The organism is Rubritalea spongiae (assembly GCF_042652385.1).
In the GTDB taxonomy this organism is placed as follows: Bacteria; Verrucomicrobiota; Verrucomicrobiia; order Verrucomicrobiales; family Akkermansiaceae; genus Rubritalea; species Rubritalea spongiae.
Genome location: NZ_JBHSJM010000001.1, coordinates 978188 through 994204, shown reverse-complemented (window position 1 = coordinate 994204; position 16017 = coordinate 978188). Strand labels below are relative to the sequence as shown.

At 49.1% G+C, this 16017-nt stretch carries 16 protein-coding genes and 1 pseudogene; 7 read left to right on the top strand and 10 right to left on the bottom strand.

Annotation, left to right across the window (positions count from 1 at the left end; translation table 11 throughout):
• The first annotated feature begins 61 nt into the window (after positions 1-61).
• From ACFPK9_RS04715 to ACFPK9_RS04695, 5 genes and pseudogenes are all read left to right on the top strand, one after another.
• On the top strand, positions 62-1405 hold the full coding sequence (locus ACFPK9_RS04715; protein WP_377093586.1) for an ABC transporter permease: 1344 nt from the start codon (positions 62-64) through the stop codon (positions 1403-1405).
• 7 nt (positions 1406-1412) lie between these two features.
• The gene (locus ACFPK9_RS04710; RefSeq protein ID WP_377093584.1) at positions 1413-2990 is read left to right on the top strand and encodes an ABC transporter permease subunit; all 1578 of its coding nucleotides are present in this window, start codon (positions 1413-1415) and stop codon (positions 2988-2990) included.
• Positions 2990-5122: an extracellular solute-binding protein gene (locus tag ACFPK9_RS04705; protein ID WP_377093583.1), complete on the top strand. Its 2133-nt coding sequence runs from the start codon at positions 2990-2992 to the stop codon at positions 5120-5122. Before ACFPK9_RS04710 ends, ACFPK9_RS04705 begins: the two co-directional genes overlap by 1 nt.
• Positions 5122-6120 carry an ABC transporter ATP-binding protein gene (locus tag ACFPK9_RS04700; RefSeq protein ID WP_377093581.1) on the top strand — a complete coding sequence of 333 codons (999 nt, stop codon included), beginning with the start codon at positions 5122-5124 and terminating at the stop codon, positions 6118-6120. Before ACFPK9_RS04705 ends, ACFPK9_RS04700 begins: the two co-directional genes overlap by 1 nt.
• Positions 6113-7122, top strand: a pseudogene (locus tag ACFPK9_RS04695) (ABC transporter ATP-binding protein). Before ACFPK9_RS04700 ends, ACFPK9_RS04695 begins: the two are co-directional and overlap by 8 nt.
• An 11-nt stretch (positions 7123-7133) precedes the next feature.
• Here the strand turns inward: ACFPK9_RS04695 and ACFPK9_RS04690 are convergent.
• From ACFPK9_RS04690 to ACFPK9_RS04680, 3 genes are read right to left on the bottom strand one after another with little or no spacing between them, the layout of a single operon-like run.
• Positions 7134-7433, bottom strand: a complete 300-nt coding sequence (locus ACFPK9_RS04690) for a hypothetical protein (protein WP_377093579.1) — start codon at positions 7431-7433, stop codon at positions 7134-7136.
• Between the two features lie 45 nt (positions 7434-7478).
• Complete coding sequence (locus ACFPK9_RS04685) at positions 7479-8111, bottom strand: phosphopantothenoylcysteine decarboxylase domain-containing protein (protein WP_377093577.1); 633 nt, start codon at positions 8109-8111, stop codon at positions 7479-7481.
• Between the two features lie 14 nt (positions 8112-8125).
• The gene (locus ACFPK9_RS04680; RefSeq protein WP_377093576.1) at positions 8126-8662 is read right to left on the bottom strand and encodes a flavoprotein; all 537 of its coding nucleotides are present in this window, start codon (positions 8660-8662) and stop codon (positions 8126-8128) included.
• Between the two features lie 112 nt (positions 8663-8774).
• Here ACFPK9_RS04680 and ACFPK9_RS04675 point away from each other — a divergent pair, with 112 nt between their 5' ends.
• Positions 8775-9224 carry a Jag family protein gene (locus tag ACFPK9_RS04675; RefSeq protein WP_377093574.1) on the top strand — a complete coding sequence of 150 codons (450 nt, stop codon included), beginning with the start codon at positions 8775-8777 and terminating at the stop codon, positions 9222-9224.
• A gap of 2 nt (positions 9225-9226) precedes the next feature.
• Positions 9227-9571: an acyl-CoA thioesterase gene (locus ACFPK9_RS04670; protein ID WP_377093572.1), complete on the top strand. Its 345-nt coding sequence runs from the start codon at positions 9227-9229 to the stop codon at positions 9569-9571.
• Between the two features lie 211 nt (positions 9572-9782).
• On the opposite strand, the gene ACFPK9_RS04665 is transcribed toward ACFPK9_RS04670, so the two are convergent.
• The 7 genes from ACFPK9_RS04665 to ACFPK9_RS04635 all read right to left on the bottom strand — a co-directional run bounded on the left by ACFPK9_RS04665 (position 9783) and on the right by ACFPK9_RS04635 (position 16014).
• Positions 9783-9887, bottom strand: a complete 105-nt coding sequence (locus ACFPK9_RS04665; RefSeq protein ID WP_018969326.1) for an AURKAIP1/COX24 domain-containing protein — start codon at positions 9885-9887, stop codon at positions 9783-9785.
• A 40-nt stretch (positions 9888-9927) separates the two neighbouring features.
• On the bottom strand, positions 9928-10803 hold the full coding sequence (gene hisG / locus ACFPK9_RS04660) for an ATP phosphoribosyltransferase (protein WP_377093571.1): 876 nt from the start codon (positions 10801-10803) through the stop codon (positions 9928-9930).
• Positions 10804-11015: 212 nt separating this feature from the next.
• A complete protein-coding gene (locus ACFPK9_RS04655; protein WP_377093569.1) occupies positions 11016-11720 on the bottom strand; it encodes a hypothetical protein in 705 nt (234 codons plus the stop codon).
• 164 nt (positions 11721-11884) lie between these two features.
• Positions 11885-12619, bottom strand: coding sequence for a PEP-CTERM sorting domain-containing protein (locus ACFPK9_RS04650; protein ID WP_377093568.1), 735 nt, complete (start codon positions 12617-12619; stop codon positions 11885-11887).
• A gap of 246 nt (positions 12620-12865) precedes the next feature.
• Positions 12866-13603, bottom strand: coding sequence for a PEP-CTERM sorting domain-containing protein (locus ACFPK9_RS04645; RefSeq protein WP_377093567.1), 738 nt, complete (start codon positions 13601-13603; stop codon positions 12866-12868).
• A gap of 170 nt (positions 13604-13773) precedes the next feature.
• Positions 13774-14928, bottom strand: a complete 1155-nt coding sequence (locus tag ACFPK9_RS04640; protein ID WP_377093566.1) for a Gfo/Idh/MocA family protein — start codon at positions 14926-14928, stop codon at positions 13774-13776.
• Between the two features lie 48 nt (positions 14929-14976).
• Entirely contained in the window at positions 14977-16014 is a 1038-nt protein-coding gene (locus ACFPK9_RS04635) for a sugar phosphate isomerase/epimerase family protein (RefSeq protein ID WP_377093565.1), read from the bottom strand.
• Between the last annotated feature and the right edge of the window lie 3 nt (positions 16015-16017).

Sequence of the window (16017 nt, the reverse complement as noted above, 5' to 3'; positions counted from 1 at the left end):
GCCTCACCTAGATAGTTGTTAGCTTGCTCATATTCGCAGATTAAGCTGACACAAGATTTTCATGAAAGCCTACTTCATACGCCGACTTTTACTCGTGCTGCCGACATTGATTGGGGTGACTTTGATTGTCTTTACGGTGACTCGATTTGTGCCGGGAGGACCATTGGAAAAGGCGCTTCAAGCTGCAGCCGCTGCAGATGATCAAGGGCAATCTAACAGCGATGGCAAGAGCTCGGTGCTATCGGATGAAGATATCGAGGAAATGGAGGAGTTGTACGGTCTAGATAAACCGATACTCACTGCATACGGGCAGTGGTTGGGTGTTCTGCCGAAGGAGGATTTAATCATTAAAAAAGAGTACGAAGGGCAGTCGATCGATCCAGAAGTGGATGCTCTAACTGAAGCTCGTTTGGTACTGCGAGGAGATGATCGGACGGTTTCCGTGGTACGTGAGAGTGGTGAAGTGAAGAGCTTTACTTATGTAAATGGTGAGGAAATTGGCAAAGACCCTCGCGAGGACGGTTGGTCGGTGCGGATCGAGTCACCGGCAGATCGTGTGGAGCGCAAAGCGCGACGCGAGGGCAAAGATGCTGAGGATATTCAGGAGCGGTACAGTTACCGGGCGGTGGTGTTTCAAAAGCGCTTCGCTGGTTTGCTACAAGGTAATCTTGGTAGGTCTTCGGTTTACGGGGATTCAGTTTGGTCGATGATTTTGGAAAGGGTACCAATCGCGCTCTATTTTGGTGTGCTGTCGACAGTGATTATTTATGGCGTTTGTATACCCTTGGGAGTGGCGAAGGCTATTTACCACCGGACGGTGTTTGATAACTTGAGCTCGATTTTAATTTTTATCGGGTATGCGGTTCCCGGCTTTGCCTTAGGAGCAGTGTGCGTGGTGTATCTAGGTGCGCGGATGAATTGGTTCCCAATCTTCGGGCTCACGAGCGAGGGCTTCAGCGACATGAGTGTGTGGGAGCAATTTAAAGATTTGGCGCACCATACGGTCTTGCCTCTGATCTGTTATGTGGTGAGTGGCTTTGCCTACCTCACGATGATGATGAAAAATAACCTGATGGATAATCTTTCGGCTGATTACATTCGTACTGCAATGGCGAAGGGTGTGAGCTTTAAGAAGGCGGTGGTGGGGCACGCGTTCCGCAATTCCTTCATTCCGATCGCGACTGGCTTGGGCGGTTTGATTACTTTGTTTGTGGGAGGAAGCATGTTGGTTGAGAAGGTTTTTGATATTCAAGGATTTGGAATGCTCCAGCTGCAGGCGGTACAGAACAATGATTACCCAGTGGTGTTAGGGACGCTGACGGTGAGTGCCTTTTTGATGTTGATAGGAAATATATTGTCGGACTTCATCGTGTCATTGGTCGATCCACGCATTAAATTTAATTAACAAAAGTATGCGTATATTTGCTTGGATTCTACTCGTGTTCACCGTCTTGGCCTTAGTGGCTGAGTTTGCGGGCTTGCATTTGCCATCGGTGAGCTGGGCATTTAATAGTTCTTACGATATTGCATCGCTTCATTTCAGGAATGAAGATGGGGATGTGGTGGCTTGGTTTGGTTATTTGGTGTCAGCACTGAGTTTAGTTATCAGTGGAGTTATTTTAAAATGGGTACCAGCTGGTAGACGGATGACGCCAACGAACAAGCGACGCTTAGAGCGGTTTTTTAGCATCCCACGTGGTTCTATTTCGCTGGGAATTATTGGAGTGTTAGTGTTGCTTGCTGGTTTGGATCAAGCGCTAGTCGGAAAGAAGGCGTTGTATTTGAATTATGGTGACGAGGTGTATTTCCCGGCATTTGAGCGAAAGATTGTGACGGGGGAAGATCTTGGATTGAAAGGAGATGCGGCGAAAGCTGAGGTGAATTATAGGGAGCTTGCGGAGTTGATTGATGAAGAAGGTGGCGGAAGCATTCTGATGCCATTGATTCCTTACGATCCTACTTTGGATACGGTGGCCCCGCTTTTTAAAGCTCTGGAGGAAAAGCAGGCTGTGTTATTAGACGAGCATGGTGATCCGATGCAGGGGCAAGTTTCTACTCTGTACGACGAGGACACATCGAAGCGTCACATGATTTATGAATACCGTGCGGGAGTGAAGAATGGTCGGGCTGTCGGTCGCATGCCTAGTGGTGAGCCAGTGTATGAAGCGCAGTACCGCGAAGGGAAGTTAGTCGATGGTTCAGAAAGCTATACTGGTGAGGGCAGTATGGAGGAATTTTTAGCAGCTGGTGATGGGGTGTTAGGACGGGTGTTTTTCCACGCGGCTCCGCCGAATTGGCAGGCTGGCCATTACTTTGGTACGACTCCGCAGGGCAATGACTTGGTAGCGTACCTCTATGGCGGGCTACAGTTGAATATCCGAGCGGTATTGATTTTTATACCGATTATTTACTGTATTGGAATTTCAGTGGGATTGGTCATGGGTTATTTCGGTGGCGTGTTTGATATCGTGGTCCAGCGATTCATTGAGATATTTTCGACGATTCCCTTTTTGTTTGTGGTGATCATTTTCGGAAGTGTGATTCCGGCTGAGAACCGAGGGCTGGGCATGATATTGTTGATCCTCATATTATTTGGCTGGATGGGGATGACCTATCTGATGCGCACTGCGGCTTTGAAAGAGAAAGCGAGAGACTACATTGCTGCAGCGAGGGTTTCAGGGGCATCGACTTCACGGATTATTTTCACCCACATCTTGCCTAACACGGTGGCGATCTTAGTTACCTTGGTGCCTTTTAGTGTCTCCTCGGTAATCTTATCGCTCAGCTCGTTAGACTATTTAGGCTTTGGTTTACCACCACAATTTGCGACTTGGGGGAATTTGTTGAATGCGGGATTGAGTAATTTATCCAAGCCATGGTTGGCGTCTTCTGCATTCTTGGCATTGGTGAGCACCTTAATTTTGGTCACTTTTGTGGGTGAGGCAGTGCGGGAAGCGTTCGATCCTAAGAAATTTACAACCTACAAATAATGAAATTTGCTAAGTACATTCTGCTAGGAATTGTGATCGCACTTGTGACTGCAGGTTGTGGTGAGCGCGAGAGTGCGGCAGATCACGAACTGGGTTTTGACGCATTTGTTCCGCAGTACAACGCGAGTGTGAATCAGTGGTTGAGCGACCAGATCAGAGCTATCGACCAACAGTTAGAACAAGTCCGTTCAGAGTTAGAGAAATCCCAGGACGCCGCCGCTCGTCAGATGTTCGAAGATAAACTGGCGGATCTTGAAAACGAGCTCAACAAGCACCAACGCCGACTAGACCACGGAGAGTATTTTTCATTTAAATCCTTAGAGGACCTTCCCGCTGGTTTGGTTTGGGAGGACGGAATGGACAATCCTGAGATTGGTGACCCGCGTGCTCAAAAGGGAGGAGTCTTTAGAAATTACATTCCGAACTTTCCTGAGACCTTGCGTCCTTTTGGTAAAAACTCGAATCACGCATTTCGTGGATCGTTGTACGACGAGATAGGTATGGGGCTGGTGGGTCTTCATCCAATAACCAATAAATTCATTCCAGCTTTAGCGAAGGAGTGGGCGCTCGGCGCGGATGGTCGAACTGTGTTCTACCGACTGGACCCGGACGCTCGTTACTCCAATGGAGAGAAAGTGCGGGCGAAGGATTTTATGGTAGCATGCTATATTCGTCTTTCTGACAATGTGAGTGCGCCTTTTCAAAAGCAATACTATCGGGCGCAGATTGCGAATGTGACTGTTTACAGTGAAGATACCTTGTCGATTAGTTTGCCGGAGAAGAAGCCGCTGTTGCCATTGTATGCGAATCTTTCGCCAGCGCCTCCTGGGTTCTATAAAGAATATGGGCCTGATTACGCTGAACGTTACCAATGGAAAGTGGAACCTACGACAGGAGCTTACACAGCGCTTCCTGAGGATGTTAAAAAGGGAAAAAGTATTAGCCTCACACGGGTGAAGGACTGGTGGGCTAAGGATAAGAAATTTTACAAGTATTCTAACAATGTTGACCGTATCCACTACCAAGTGGTGCGCGAACCCTCGAAGGCATTTGAGCTATTTCGGGTGGGTGAGTTGGACACTTTTTCACTCGGTGAACCATCGTACTGGTACGATAAAATGGAGATCCCAGAGTATTTCAATGGATATATCGTTAAGGCGCAGTTTTACAATGTGTACCCGCGGGTGCCGCGTGGATTTTATTTGAATGCTTACGACTCAAAGTTGGCTGATATCAATGTACGACGAGGAATCGCACATGCGATGAATTTTCAAAAGGTGAATACGATCTTATTTCGAGGAGATGCGGAGCGGGCGCAGCAATTTAGTGAAGGCTTCGATGAATTTACCAATCCGAATATTAAGGCGCGCGAGTATTCGATTGAAAAAGCGAGGGAGTATTTCGCTGAGGCGGGATACACTCGGAGTGATAATGAAGGCTACTTGATCAATAATCAGGGACAGCGACTGGAGGTGGAGTTTTCTTGGGCAACTTCTATTCCTTTGTGGAATCAAATGATGGCCTTACTGAGTGAGGATGCAAAAAAGGCGGGATTGAAGATGTTGTTAGATGGGCAACAGCCGAGTGTAAATTTTAAAAAATTGTTAGAGAAGCGTCATCAAGTCGGCTTCCTCGGATGGGGCGTGTCACCGCCATTTCCTCGTTATTTCCAGTTTTTCCATTCGTCGACTGCTTTTGATGAGAAGGGGAATCCGAAGCAACAGACGAACAATATGACTTTGTATACCAGTGAGAAGTTGGATGAGCTGACGAAGACAGAACGGAATGCGACTGATCTCGATATTCTGAAAAAGGCCTCGTGGGAGATTCAGCAGATTGTGCACGATCAAGTGTTATACATTCCAGGGTTGATGACGACTTACAGCAGGATGGCATATTGGGATTGGATCAAATGGCCACAGACAAAGCTGTATGAATTTAGCTCACCGAAGGTGTATTATCCGGTAGAGAATTATTTGTATTGGATCGACCCGAAGGCGAAGGAGCGAGTGTTAGAGGCGCGCCGTAAGCGAGCGGTGTTAGAAGAGAAGAACTATGTGTTTGATTTATACAGGGATGGAGTTCCGCCATTGGAAGAGCTGGAGAAACGGAAATCGAGGGCTGTAAAGTAATGAAGCAGGAGGAAAATATACTCGAGGTGAAGAAGCTGGTGACGGGATTCAGTATGGACCGTGGATGGTTGCGCGCAGTGGATGGAGTCAGTTTTAATGTGCCGAAGGGCAAGACAGTTGGGATCGTAGGTGAGTCTGGTTGTGGGAAATCCGTGACCGCTATGTCGGTTGTGGATTTGTTACCAAAACCGATGGGGCAGGTGGAAAGTGGTGAGATTCTGTTTAAAGGTCGCGATCTGAGAAAAGTTGAGCACGATGAGTATTATAAGATCCGTGGTGGTGAGATCGGAGTGATTTTCCAGGAGCCGATGACGGCATTGAATCCTGTGCATAAGATAGGTAGGCAGATTTCTGAGGTATTGCTTCTGCACACGGATATGAGCAAAAAGCAAGCGTGGCAGGAATCGATCAAAGTTCTGAAGAGTGTGGGGATCCCAGCACCCGAGCGACGGGTGAATGAGTATCCACATCAGCTCTCTGGTGGGATGCGGCAACGGGTGGTGATCGCGATCGCCTTAGCATGTAAACCGGATTTGTTGATCGCTGATGAGCCGACGACGGCGTTGGATGTGACGGTGCAGTCTGAAATTTTAGCATTGATCAATCGGCTCCAAGAGAAAATGGGAATGTCTGTGATCATGATTACACATGACATGGGGGTGATTGCCGAGACCTGTGATGAAGTGGTGGTAATGTATGCTGGGCGTGTGGTCGAGCGTGGGCCAGTGAGAGAAATTTTCAAAAAACCGCAATATGCGTATACTCAGGCTTTGTTAGCGTCGATCCCTAAGCTGGAGACTGAAGGCAAATCTGAGCTGGTGACGATTCCTGGGACTGTGGCGTCGATCACGGATTTTGTTGAAGGCTGTCGTTTCTGCCAACGCATGGGTGTGGGCGTAGAAAAACTAACAGAACGTCCAGAATTAGTAGAGCTTTCTGAGAATCATTGGGTAGAAGATTGTCCATCCTGTAATTTAGCCCGTAGCGCAAATGTCTAAGTTGTTAGAAGTTAAAGATTTAAAAATGCACTTTCCTGTTCGCGGGGGAGTGACTTTGAAAAAAATGGGCGCAGTGAAAGCTGTCGACGGGGTTTCTTTTTTTGTAAGACCGGGGAAACCCTTGGTCTTGTGGGTGAGTCTGGATGTGGGAAATCTACGCTGGGCAAATGCTTAGTACGTCTCTACGAACCAACTTCGGGGAATATAGTGCTCGAATCGGCGGATATTAGTGAGCTTTCTCAGAAGAATTTACGTCCATTGCGACGGGATATTCAGATGATGTTTCAAGATCCAGCTGAGAGTCTTAATTCGCGTTTTTCAGTTAGGCAAATTGTGCGAGAACCCTTGGATATACAAAAAATTGGTACGAAGGCGGAGCGCAATGCGAAGGTCGATGAGTTGCTTAAGAAAGTCGGCTTACCTGCGAGTGCGGCGGATAAATTCCCAGATGAATTTTCTGGGGGGCAACGTCAGCGGATCGGGGTGGCTCGTTCGATTGCATTGAACCCTAAAATGTTAGTGCTAGATGAACCTGTGTCAGCGCTCGATGTTTCGGTGCAGAGCCAGGTTCTTAATCTGTTAGTGGATCTGCAGAAAGAGATGAACATAGCCTATCTGTTCATTGCGCACGACTTGGCAGTGGTGAAGCATATTTCTGACCGGGTGGCGGTGATGTACCTAGGGAAGATTGTTGAGCTGGCTGATTCTGAGACGATTTATAAGAATCCACGCCATGCCTATACTAAGGCTTTGCTGTCGGCGATTCCGCACGCGGATCCAGATTACGTGAGTAAAAGAATTCGGTTGGGGGGCGAGGTTCCTTCACCGATTGATCCGCCAAAGGGCTCGGCCTTTGGTCACCGGATTAATCACCCGTGCTACGAAGAAACCATTGGTATGGAAATGCCGCTGGTAGAAATCACGCCTGAGCATTGGGTAGCGGCAGATCCGTGCAGCCTTAGTGAAGAGGATTGGGAAAAAGCAAAAGATATTGTGAAATAAGGGGAGAATCGCTATTCAGGACATTTGATTCCGAACTCTTTTTCTAGCATGAGATCGAGATCGGCTTTTCCTGGGCCGAGGCATTCGGCTTTGCCTAGTCTGACAATTTGGACGAGTTTTTCGCTTTTGCCGATGGCTAAGAAGACGTCTTTTCCGATAGGAAGATCGGAGTATCTTGTGGCTGACACTTTTCCAAAAAATCTTCCATCGCCTTGAGGGCTGGTCATGACTTCGGCTGTTTCAGTTGTGAAGTTTTCAAAACTTGAGCGAATGGCTGTGTCGATGTATTCTTGGATTTCTTGGGTGTCCATGTCAGAGCTTGTGCTTATCGGGAGAATGAGGAAAGCTGTTATTTGTTAGATCGCGAGAGCTCGTTCGATGATGTCGAGTGAGAGCTGATATTTGTCAGCTTTAGGAAGGGGTTCGGTGTGTTCAGCAAAGATGAGTGCAACTTCGTTTTCGCTAGAATCGAAGCCGATGTCTTTTCGGGAAACATCGTTAGCAACGACAAAGTCACAGCCCTTTTTTTGTAGCTTAACTCGTGCGTTTTTTTCGACATTTTCAGTTTCAGCCGCGAAGCCGATTAGGGTGCCTTGATAGCCGAATACTTCTCTCGCTGAACCGAGAATGTCGGGGTTTTTGATGAATTCGATGGTGAGTGTGTCGCCTGTTTTTTTGATTTTCTGATCAGGGACATGGGCTGGTCGGTAGTCCGCGACAGCAGCGGCGAAGATGGCGATGTCGCTTTTGCCAATGTAGCGCTTGACGGCCTCGTACATTTCAGCCGCAGTTTCTACTGGAATGAAATCGACTCCGGTTGGGACGTCGAGTTCGCAGGGGCCGGAGATAAGAGTGACGCGGTGCCCTTCGTGAGCGGCGGCTCCGGCAAGGGCGTAGCCCATTTTTCCTGAGGATCTGTTAGTGAGATAGCGAACGGGGTCGAGCGGTTCGTGGGTGGGGCCAGCGGTGATGAGAAAATGCTTTTTCACGAAAATGAGATGACTTAGGAAAGCTGATTGCGGATTTCTTCTAAAATGGTGTCGACGGGCATGAGTCGGCCTTTTCCTTCGTAACCACAAGCGAGCATGCCGTCGGAGTCGGGCCCGAAGAATTGGCAGCCATCTTGTTGGAGTTGTTTGACGTTGCGCTGGGTGGCGAGGTGATCCCACATTTTACCATTCATTGCGGGGCAGATGAGGACTTTTGCTTTAGTTGCGAGGTAGATGCTCGAGAGCGGGTCTGGCGCGAGGCCGTTGGCAAAATTTCCGAGCGCATTGGCGCTGGCTGGGACGATGCAGAGAAGGTCAGCGCGGTCAGCGAGATCGATGTGGCCGGGTTTCCACGATTGTTTCTCGTCTTGAAGCGTCACTAGGACGGGATTTCGTGAGAGGATCTGTAGGGTGAAGGGCGTGATGAACTCGGTGGCTGACTGGGTCATCACACAATGGACTTCATGTCCTTCTTTAACGAGAGCTGACGCGATGTCTGCGGCTTTATAAGCTGCGATAGAACCGGTGATACCGAGTACGATGGTGGCCATGGACGAAGTGTGGAGTGAGGGGGCTGGAGTGTGAAGTGCAAAAGCTGCGAGAAGTTTGCCAAAGTGCGAATGCTAGTTTGACGAGTGAGCTGTTAGTTTTTAGATTGAGCGCATGCAATGGGATGACGCTTCAGAGAAAATTTTGGTGACGATGCTCGGTCACTTGGGCTTTTCGGTTGAGGTCGAGAGAGTTCAGAGTGATGATGGTCTGTGTCTGCAGATTAAAGTGGATGAGAGTAAGGCGATTATTGGTCGGAATGGCGATCGCCTTGAGGACTTGCAGTATTTGGTGAATCGAATCCTCAATAAGCATTTCCCTGATGCTCCACGGGTGAAAGTAGATTGTGATAATTACCGCCACGAGCAAGAAGGGAAGCTTGTAGAGAAGGCTAAAGCCTTAGCAGAAAAGGTGGTGGAGTCTGGGAAGTCTGTACGGACTCGGCCATTGAATGCTTACTATCGACGAATTGTTCACAATTCGCTTGCGGAGGTTGACGGCATTAGCACGGCGAGCCCTAGTGGTAATGCGCGCTACAAGCGGATTGAAATTAAGCCAGCTTAGTTATGGAAACTCACCGACTCGTACTTACTGAAGATCTGAACCAGTATGGATTTCTCTTCGGTGGGCGCTTGTTGAGTTGGGTTGATGAGGCTGGATTTATTGCGGCTTCGAATGATTTCCCAAACGCACGTTTCGTGACGATTGGGATGAGCAAGGTGGAGTTCCGTAAGTCGGTGAAGAACGGTTCGGTGGTCCGCATTGTGGTGGAACGCTCGAAAATGGGGAGGACTTCTGTATGTTATCGGGTCGACATTTATTCGACGAAGGAGCCTGAGCGCGGGGTGATTTTCGCGACTGAGATCACTTATGTGAATGTTGATGAAACAGGGGAGAAGCTTCCTTTGTAGATTCTAGTTTTTTTTCTACCGCAAAATGGACGAGGGGTTTTCTGCCACGAATTTTTCGAATTCCACAATTTGAGGGGCATGAGAGAGCTTGAGAGTATTTTTTGTTTAAAATCGAAAAACGTGGTTCGCATCATGGAACCAAAAAAGCGCGTGAGTTGTGACTCACGCGCTTTTTATTGGGAAGATATTCTTCCAGCATTACAAGGTCAGATTATGACTTGTAACGAAGACGCTTCTTGTGACGATTTGCCTTCGAGCGCTTGGAGCGCTTGTGCTTGTTAATTTTGGCCTTACGGCGCTTTTTTAGGCTACCCATAATTGTTAGTTGGTTACGGTTTGATTAGATTGTTTCGAGCTTAGCGAACGAGTTTGTTGAGCGGGTATTCGATGATACCTTCAGCGCCAAGTTCCTTGAGAGTTGGGATGATTTTGCGAGAGACTGTCTCTTCGATCACTGTTTCCACTGCGACCCAGCCATCTTCAGCGAGTTGTGAGACGGTCGGGCGGCGGAGAGAAGGTAGTGTATCGAGCACTTCTTGCAAGGACTTTTCTGGAAGGTTCATTTTGAGACCTACCTTGTCACGTGCATCAAGAGCGCCCTTGAGCATGAGAACGAGACGTTCCATTTTTCCGCGTTTCCACTCGTCTTCGTAAGCTCCTTTTGAGGAATAGAAGTGTGGGAACGAAGTGAGAAGAGTGTCGACGATGCGGAGATTGTTCGCACGGATCGAGTTGCCTGTTTCTGTGACGTCAACGATGGCGTCGACAAGATCAGGAACTTTCACTTCGGTGGCACCCCAAGAGAATTCGATATCAGCTTTGACACCTTTTTCTTCAAGGTAGCGCTCTGTAATGCCCATGCCTTCGGTCGCGATGCGTTTACCTTCGAGGTCGTGGACAGTTTTGATTGGAGAATTTTCAGGAACTACGAGCACCCATTTGGTTGGACGTGTGGTAGCACGGGAGTAGGGAAGTTCAGCCATGTCTACGAGGTCGGCACGGTTTTCGTAGGCCCAATCGAGGCCTGTGATGCCACAGTCGAGGAAGCCTGAGTCAATGTAGCCGCCGATTTCTTGGGCGCGGATCATGTAGATATCAAGATCTGCGTCATCGGATGACGGGCGCAAGCCACGGTCGGAAGTGTAGACATTGTAGCCTGCCTTTTCCAGAAGCTTGAGAGTAGGTTCCTGTAGGGAGCCTTTTGGAAGTGCTATTTTTAGTTTGTTTGCCATGGCTAAAGAAGCTTTGGGAAGCGGCTTATGGGGGGCATTGGTCGAAGAATCAAGGCATTTTTCGTCAATTTGGCACAATCGTGCTTGGAGTTGGTTCGGGGGGGTTAGCTGTTTATTTTTTTAGATGTTAGATAAATTCTCAAATTATCTGTTTTGGACAGCTGTTTTCAGTGGGGCGCTGGTTGTAAGTGCAAAGCTGTGAGCTCAGATTTTTAGTTGGAGTTTTGCAAGATGACTGAAGCTCCGCTTATTTCTAGGAGTGCGGACGAGTATGAATCTGGTACGATCTTAGTCAGTGAGATGCCTGCAATTCCTATATTATCGTGTGTGCTGCCTCCCAGATCGGTGGTTTGCACATAGTCAATGATGAGTGTTTGGTTTGCCTTCGTCGTTGTGAAATCTACGGTGTAGAGGTTGAACTTAGAGATTCGGCTGCTGTCGGTATGGGAGACAGGGGGGGCAGAACCGAGTGAGGCGCTGAATTTGTAGGCTGATTGGAATACAGATGTATAGACGCGCAACTGATAGGTGCCATTGAGTCCAGTGACTTTGAAAGAAAGTTCTGGGGAAGTATGGTCGTCTTCGATTGGGCTCTTGGCTTCTAATGAGCCTTTGATATTCGATCCTGTGGTATTTGGGGCAGCCCCATCGCTCCAGGACATATTAAATGTTTTGAGGCTTGAATCAGTCACATTACGAGAGCCTGCGGTGACTGCTTGGATATGGTTAGCTCCCTTCTTTTTCGCACGATATGAGGCATCGGTGTCGCGTCCGAGTTTGACCCAGTCGATTGTGTCTGTAGCGCTTAGCTCTACATCTTCTGAGATTGGTACGACAGCAATAGCTAAATCTGCAGAGGTAACCATGGATGGGAACAGAAGGATGGAAGCTGTAGTGATGAGTGTATTCCTTTTCATGGGATTAATGTGCTTACTTAGGTTGTGGAATATGCAAGCTATTGGGGGATAGTGATTAGTATTTCTCTAAGGCTGAGGTTGTAGAAGCAAAAACCGGCCGCTATATGGGCGACCGGTTTGAGAGATTTTCTCTAGCGCAAGGCTAATGATTATTTTTAATGAGCTTATTTACGACGACGCAAGATGAGTGCGAGTCCGCCAAGGCCGAGGAGAGCGGTGGAGGATGGCTCTGGGACTGCGGCCAGAGTGATGGCCTGTATAGAGACATTGTCATGCTCATGACCAGTGGCATTATCCGATGTTTGGAAGTAGTCTACGGTAAGCGTCTGACCAGCTGTGACAGTAAAGTCGACTGTAAACTGGAGGCTACTGGATCCACCTGTCACAGAATCAGAAGCGCCACCGTTATCTAATGAGGCGGAGAAACTGTAGTCGGAACTATATGCTGCACCATAAACGACTAATTGGTAAGAACCTGCACTGAGCCCAGCAATATCAAAAGTAAGACCTACAAGGTCATCAGCGTTCGTGCTTTTTGCTTCTAGGTTTCCAGAAAAAGAGGTTTGGCTGGCTACATCTCCGTCCGTCCATGTTCGCTTCCAGGGAGCTCCATTAAAGTCACTGGAAACCCAGCCAGAGCCAGCTTGATTATTGTCACTTTTGAGGAAGCTGACACCTTGTACCGTTGTTATAAAGTTTACACTCGATTTTTGAGCCACGAAAGTTGTTGATGAACTTTCATCACCATCACCCAAAGCCATCCAGTCGGTGGAACCGAGAGCGGTAAGGTTCAAGTCTCCTGTCGTTGGATTGTTATCGACGGCAATAGTCACAGCAGATGCTGTCATGGGGAGTAGTGTGAGGAGTGATCCTGTTGCGAATAGGGTAGTTTTTTTCATAGTCAATGTTGTTATTTGGGGGTCATACCTGTCTATGTGATTGATAATTAGTGGTAGGACTATGACTGAATCTATGTTGCGTCAATTGACTGGGTCAATCGGGAATGAGGGGTTTTGCGTTATATGTCCATTGGTGTTGCGCTATTGATGTGTTTTGGTGGACGCAAAAACCGGCCGCTGTGGGGGGCGACCGGTTTGAGAGTTCTAGTTAGCTCGATGCTATAGAACAGTGCTTGTTAAGTGTGCTTACTTACGACGGCGTAAGATGAGTGAGAGTCCACCGAGACCGAGAAGCGCTGTGGAAGATGGCTCTGGTACTGCGGCGAGGGTGATGGCAGCGATGCCGACGTTGTCGGCAGAGCCACCACCATCTGCTGTTTGTGCGTAGAGAATACTCAACGTTTCATTCGCTGCTGTAGTGGTGAAATCGATGGTAAACACTGATTCCGAATTTTGTGCACCCACATCTGATAGATAGTCAGTTCCGTCTAAAGAGGCTGTGAGTTGATAATTTGACCGATATGATGTACCATAGATTATCAATTGATAATCACCGGCGGTGGCCACATTGACATCAAACATTAGGCCGACCTTGTCAGCATCAACACTTCCACTCTTTGCCTCCAATGAGCCAGCTAGTGCTGTTTGGTTAGCAGAGTCCCCGTCAGTCCAAGTAGACGCCCATGGGCTTGAGGCGTAGTCATCTCCGACCCAGTCAGTACTAATTCCATCGAGATTAACGACAGTGACTGTTTGAATGAAGTTAGCTCCAGCTTTTTGAGCCACAAAGTCTTTAGTCGCAGTAGGCGTAGTAGCCCCTGCATCACCAAGAGACATCCAATCTAGGGTGCCCTGGGCTGTGAGGTCTATTGTACCTCCTCCGGTTGGTTGCTGATCAAGATCAATTGTGAGTGTTGCAGCGGAGGCTGTCATTGGTAGCAGTGTAAGGAGTGCTCCAGCTCCGAGTATTGTATGTATTTTCATAGTGTTGATTATGTGAAGCCTCATAAGAGGCGATCAAAACTGTATGGTAGTCAAATGATTGGGGTCAATGGGGATCGCTGGTTTTGCGCTATTCATCCTTGGTTTTGCGTGAAATAAAAAAGGCGTGATTCGAGGAATCACGCCTTTGTTTGTATGGTGAGAGGATGTCGTTAGATCTCGAATTTGGTCCAGGCGGCATTGGCTGCGCTGGAGGCGACGACGGCTTCGATGAATGCCATGCCGCGGATACCTTCGTCGATTTTTGGATAATCATTGGCGACCTCATTTGGCTCGACACCGGCTTCGAAGGCGCGGATGTGGTTGGCGAAGTTAAGGTAGAGATTCGCGAATGCTTCGAGGTAGCCTTCTGGGTGTGATGCAGGTGTGCGGGTGGCGGCTTTCGCGGCATCGCAGCAGTAGTCGTTACCGGTACGGTAGACTTGCGCAGGTGCGTCCTTTGGCTTGAAGAGGAGGGTGTTTGGCTCATTCTGGTGCCACTCGAGGCCGCCTTCGGTTCCCCAGACGCGGATTGCGAGGTTGTTTTCTTCACCTACGGCAATTTGGGAGGCCATGAGCAGGCCTTTGGCTCCACCTTCGAAACGTAGGAGGACGTTGCCGTCATCGTCAAGTCGACGACCTGGGACGAAGGCGGTGAGGTCTGCGGCGAGTTCTTCGACGTGGAGGCCGGTGATTTCTTCAGCGAGGTTTTCGGCGTGGGTGCCGATGTCGCCCATGCAGCCAGCAGCTCCCGACTTTTTAGGGTCGGTGCGCCAGGCGGCTTGCTTTTGGCCTTCGGTATCGATGGCATCGGCGAGCCAGCCTTGTGGGTATTCCACGGCGACTTTGCGGATTTCACCGAGGTCACCATTTTTCACCATGTGGCGGGCTTGTTTAACCATCGGGTAGCCGGTGTAGGTGTGAGTCAGACCAAAGAGCTTGCCGGATTTTTCAATCACCTGCTTAAGTTCTTTGGCTTCTGCGAGGTCGAGAGTGACTGGTTTATCGCAGAAGACGTGGAAGCCAGCTTCGAGGGCTGCTTTGGCAGCGGGGAAGTGGACGTGGTTTGGAGTGACGATGGCGACGAACTGCATGCGCTGCTCAGCGGGAAGCGCTGCTTCTTTTTCCATCATTTCCTCGAAGGTGCCGTAGCAACGGTCTGCTGGAAGGAAGAGGTCGGCGCCGGAGTCTTTCGAGCGTTGTGGGTCAGAGGAAAATGCGCCGCAGACGAGTTCGATTTGTTGGTCGATTGCAGCAGCGATGCGGTGGACGGCTCCGATGAAGGCGCCTTGTCCGCCGCCGATCATGCCCATTCTTACTTTAGCCATAGTGTATTAAAAATTGAAATTTTGAGTGAGTGTTTGAGGCAGCAGGGATTATCCTTGAGCGTCGTTGTCGAATGCGCCGTCGAATGCGAGGTTCGTGTTGCGCGGGAAGTCGAGCTTGCGGACGTATTCACAGGATTCTGCAGCACCGTGGAAGCGATCCATGCGGCCGTCTTCCCATTCTACGGAGAGTGGGCCAGTGTAGTTGATGTCATTGAGAGCGACGATGATTTCTTCGAAATTGACATCACCGCGTCCGACGGAACGGAAGTCCCAGTTGCGGCGAGGGTCGATGAAGTCTGTATGACCACCGAATACTCCGACTGTGCCGTCACCGTGACCGAACCAGACATCTTTCATGTGCACGTGGAAAATGCGTTCGGCAAAGGTGTAGATGAATTTGACGTAATCGACTGCTTGGTACGCGAAGTGGGATGGGTCGTAGTTGAATCCGAAGCGTGGGTGCTGATGGAGAGCTTCGAGTGCGCGTTCTGCGGAGGCGATGTCGAAAGCGATTTCAGTCGGGTGGACTTCGAGGCCGAAGTAGACGTCTTCTTGAGCAAAGGCGTCCATGATTGGGGTGAAGCGTGCGCCGAAGTCGTCGAATCCTTTTTGGATGAATTCTTGGGATGTTGGTGGGAAGGCGTAGAGTGCGTGCCAGATGGAGGAGCCTGTGAAGCCGTTGATGACGACGCGTTCAGGTGCTCCGCCCGGTTTGAGGTTGAAGAATTTGCGAGCTGCTTTCCCGGTATCGATCATTTCTTGAGCTGCACGTTGGCGGACGCCTTCAGGTTCTCCGTCGCCCCAGACGTGAGGTGGGAGGATGGACTTGTGGCGTTCGTCGATATTGTCGCAGATCGCTTGACCAACGAGGTGGGCAGAAATGGAGAAACAGGTGAGGCCGAATTTTTCTAATTGGGCCCATTTGGCTTCGCAGTAGCCGTCTTCATTGAGTGCTTTTTGCACATCAAAATGGTCGCCCCAACATGCGAGTTCTACGCCGTCGTAGCCCATTTCTTTAACTTTCGGAAGGAGCTCTTCGGACGGAAGATCTGCCCATTGACCTGTGAATAGTGTTACTTTTCTCATAAA